This window comes from Niastella vici, from assembly GCF_002077945.1.
GTDB classification, from domain to species: domain Bacteria; phylum Bacteroidota; class Bacteroidia; order Chitinophagales; family Chitinophagaceae; genus Niastella; species Niastella vici.
Genome location: NZ_LVYD01000112.1, coordinates 1 through 3956 on the forward strand (window position 1 = coordinate 1; position 3956 = coordinate 3956).

Genomic DNA, 3956 nt, shown 5'->3' on the forward strand with positions numbered 1-3956 from the left:
TAAACGTTACTAATCAACGGTGAGATCGTCCCCCCTTGCGGGGTACCTTCTGTCGGATATATAAGCTGTCCGTTTTCCAATACACCGGCTTTGAGCCATTTGTCGATCATCTTTCTGATCACGCCATCCTTTATCCTGTGGTCAAGGAACTCACGCAAGCATTGGTGGTTGATACTCCCGAAGTAGTTTTGCATGTCAGCGTCTATGATGTAGCGCTTTTCCTGCAAGCTGACTTGACGGGTTAATTCCTCCAATGCCTGGTGTTGTGATTTACCTGGTCTGAACCCATGCGAACTGGAATAGAATACATCCTCATACACCGGTTGCAACACCCTGGTTACTGCCGTCTGTAGCAGCTTATCTTCCACGGTTGGTAGACCAAGCGGGCGAAGTTTGCCATCACCCTTGGGTATATAAACCCGCCGGATGTTAGGTGCCCGGTAGTTGCCGCTTTTAAAGGCCGTTAGTAACTGAGGGATTCTTGTTTCCCGTTGCTTGTGATAGTCTATCCATGTTTCTGCATCCACGCCACTGGCTCCCTTTTTGTTCAGGGTATTAAAACTTTCCTGTAGCAGTGGTACATCAATAAACTCATGCAGGTTCGTTAGTGCTTCCAACCGGTATTTCCTGGCCCGTTCTGCTATCTGCATTTCTACTGTTAACATCTTTTCCATGTCTCGGGTACATTGGATGTTTCTAAAATGCAATTCCGTAAACAGGCATCCCCCTTCCTTACTAAGTGGCTTTCATGGAACTGATTTCCCACCGTTCTATCAGTACTATGGGGATGCTAAGACTGCCTCCGCCCTTCTTCTTTCCTGCGATTTCTCTCGGTCTGGATACCTCCCGGTATCGCCTTTTCTTATCGCTTGTCAGGATGGTACGATAACTCAGAAAGCCCAATAGACATTTTAGAAGCATTGAAAAAGTTTTTAAATACTGACATTGCTGTTGGGTATACTTATTTTCATGCTACATCCTGCGGAGCTTTGCTTGCAGCAAAAAATGATTTAAACAACGAAGCAAAATATTTTATAAAACTTTGGGGAGAAGGTTATTTAAAGTACTGGAACAATTACATGTTGGCCTACCTGATGAGAGATCGGAAAACTGCGAAATTTTTATCACATGGAACTTTGACCTCTGTCTTTTCATTAACTAAAGAGGGTTGCAATCAGGAAACGAAAGAAATTATAGATGTATTATCCAAGAGCATGATGAACCGCGTTGTAAACAGCAACCTAATGAACTGCTAAACTGATAAAACTATTTTCCGGTAGAATATCCTCTTACATAATCTTATTAATATGATTATCGGTTGTTATATAACGACCTCTCCAACTAATACTATCCCCTATGCGGAAAAAAAGATACTACTTACGCCCGGCTTTTAAAAGTGTGCCACTTTTCCAATCTATTGTTTCTATGAAAAAACTAACCGTACTCATGCTGGTTAACCTGTTAACCGGTAGTTTATTTGCGCAAACCGCAGGCCGAAAGGATATCATTTTCAACCTGCCGCCTTCGGTGCCTGTTCCCTGCTGGGTAAAACTTTGCGATTGGGAGCATCCCAACATTTACACAATTGATTCCACCATTGAAGCATGCGAAAAAGACGACGTTCATGCAAAAACAGGGAAAGAAGAAGATGAAGAAGAAGAGAACGATGAAGAACCCTATCGCATGGCTTACGCCCGGTGGCGGGAAACAATAGCCCCTTTCATCCAGCCAAACGGCGCTGTAGTGGAAGATCCGGGTTATTACAACCGGTTGCTCACCACCGCTATCAATGCGCAGGGGAACAAAAACAAAAATGCCCGGGTAGCTGCAACAACAGCGAACGGCAACTGGACAATACTGGGCCCTCTTGAAACGTATGATCAGAGCAAAAAAAAAATTCCCTGGCAGGCTAACATTTATTCATTTGCCATTACCCCTTCCAATCCTAATGTATTATACGCGGGCGGCGCAACAGGGGCCATTTACCGGTCGGCAGATAAAGGACTTCATTGGGCAAGCGTCACTGACAACCTGCTCCCGTTTGTTTGTCTTTCCATTGCGGTTGACCCCGCCAATGCCAATATTGTTTATGCAATATCGCTCGATGGGCTACTTATTAAATCCGTCAATGCCGGCGTTTCCTGGATGAACCTTGACGGTTACCACGGGGGCACATCCGAAAAGATCGTCATCAGCAAAACGAATGGAACCGTTTTATTGGCCGGGGCTAATGGGGTGTATTACAGCAATGACGGCGGTTCCTCCTGGCAACTGGCCGGCGGCACCAGCGCGAGCCCGGTATATGACGTAGAGATCAACGCGACTAACCCCAACATCGTGTATGCGGTAGGCGCCCAGGCGAATGCCGGCAATGCGATTACTATCTTCCGCTCTGTGAACGGTGGCGTCACTTTTACCGCTGTTAACGCCGCCGCACTGAATAATATTCATTGCAATGGAGCCAGGTTTGGTGTTACCCCGGCTAACGGCAATACGGTATATTGCATTACCCTCGATGATGATGCTCCCAGGCTCCTTAAAAGCACCGATGCAGGGCTAAGCTGGAGCATAACCGCTACCGGCAAAACAAACGCCCTGGACATTGATAACTGGCAGGGAATGTACGATCTCGATATGATGGTTTCGCCGAACAACGAAAACCAGGTAATACTAGGTACCCGGTATGCGGTAAAGTCGGTCGATGGCGGTTTCAACTTTACAAGATTAAGCGATGCGCCGTTTCCATTGCATGCCGATATACAATGCATGCGCAGCCTCGGTAACGACGCCTTTATCACTACCGACGGAGGCGTTAGCTATTCATCTGATTTTTTTACCAGTGTCAGCAACTGGTCGGTCCGCAATACCGGGCTCACCGGCTCCGAATTCTGGGGCTTTAGTCAGGGCTGGGACCAGGATATTGTGGTAGGAGGCCGCTTTCATAACGGTGATGTTGCCTTGTTTGAAAATTATGGTGCAGGTAATTCTTTGTACGCTGGCGGGGCGGAAGCGGCTACGGGTCATGTGTTTCATGGTCAGAAAAACATGGTAGGCTTCAGTGACGAGGGAACCAAACAGCTGCCGTCGTCCCTTCCGGGAAACATTACCTATGCCGAATATGGCAATTCCTTATGGCCCCAGGATCTTAATTTGGGTACCCCACACAGTAAACTGATGATAGACCCCTGTTATAGCAATACCTTCTATGTGGGCAGGGATAATTTTCTGTGGAAATCGGTTAACCGTGGCGTTTCCTACATTGCGTTGCACGACTTTGGCAGCAGGGTGTGGCGGTTTGATATTGCCCGGAGCAATCCGAATATAATATACCTGTGTACAGAGAACGGCCTGTATAAAACGACTGATGGCGGCGCCTCTTGGATAACCTTATCGCTGCCATCGAATGTAGCCTATCGTTATTACAATGCTAATATTGCGGTTGACCAACTGAATGAAAATGTGGTCTTTCTTTGTATGGCCAATGGCGACGCCGGCAACAAGGTCTTCAAATCCATCAATGGCGGTGCCGACTGGACCAATTATACCGGTAGCCTTACCAACGCGCCCATTGCCTTTATCACGCCCCAGGCAGGCACCAACGGCGGGGTTTACGCGTTTTCCAATTTCCCGCCGGCAAAAGTGTATTACCGGGATAATTCGATGGCCGACTGGGTAGACTTTAGCAATGGGCTGCCGCTGAATTTTAAGATCAGCCAGGGCGGAATTATTTTTTACCGCGATAGTAAGTTGCGCATTGCGGGTAATATGGGTGTTTGGGAATCGCCGTTATTCGGCGCCGGAACGCCCGTGGCCCAGCCCATGGCCAATCAGCAATTTATTTCCTGTACCCGCGATACTGTTTCCTTTACCGATTATTCCAATGTAAATTATGCAGGCGCCCAATGGAAATGGACATTTCCGGGGGCCTCGTATGTAAGCAGCACCACAGCAAGAGA

3 protein-coding genes are annotated in these 3956 nt (G+C 47.4%); 2 read left to right on the plus strand and 1 reads right to left on the minus strand.

Annotated features, from left to right (window positions below):
* Window positions 1-674 (minus strand): reverse transcriptase domain-containing protein (locus A3860_RS36340; RefSeq protein WP_245843702.1); only part of this gene is annotated, 674 nt, incomplete at its 3' end.
* Between the two features lie 246 nt (window positions 675-920).
* On the opposite strand from A3860_RS36340, the gene A3860_RS36350 reads away from it, so the two are divergent.
* Entirely contained in the window at window positions 921-1256 is a 336-nt protein-coding gene (locus A3860_RS36350) for a hypothetical protein (protein ID WP_081155513.1), read from the plus strand.
* A 169-nt stretch (window positions 1257-1425) separates the two neighbouring features.
* The coding region (locus A3860_RS36355) for a WD40/YVTN/BNR-like repeat-containing protein (protein ID WP_081155514.1) at window positions 1426-3956 on the plus strand (2531 nt) is incomplete at its 3' end.